The 255-nt window shown below is 45.9% G+C and carries 1 tRNA gene; it reads right to left on the reverse strand.

Features of this window, described 5'->3' with window-relative positions:
• Positions 1-132: 132 nt before the first annotated feature.
• Positions 133-208, reverse strand: a tRNA-Ala gene (locus ACX6U0_RS21400).
• Between the last annotated feature and the right edge of the window lie 47 nt (positions 209-255).

A 255-nucleotide genomic window follows, 5' to 3' on the forward strand; every position in this document is an offset into this window, starting at 1 on the left:
CCGTCCTTCATCGACTCCTAGTGCCAAGGCATCCACCGTGCGCCCTTTCTAACTTAACTAATTTTAAAACTTAAATTAAACTTACGCAGTTTAATGAATGACATTATCTAGTTTTCAAGGTACAAATGTTCTTGGTGGAGCCTAGCGGGATCGAACCGCTGACCTCCTGCGTGCAAGGCAGGCGCTCTCCCAGCTGAGCTAAGGCCCCAAACATAAAAAAAGAAAAGATATGGTGGGCCTAAATGGACTCGAACC

This window comes from Gottfriedia sp. ABJ_BB2_2 (assembly GCF_055484705.1).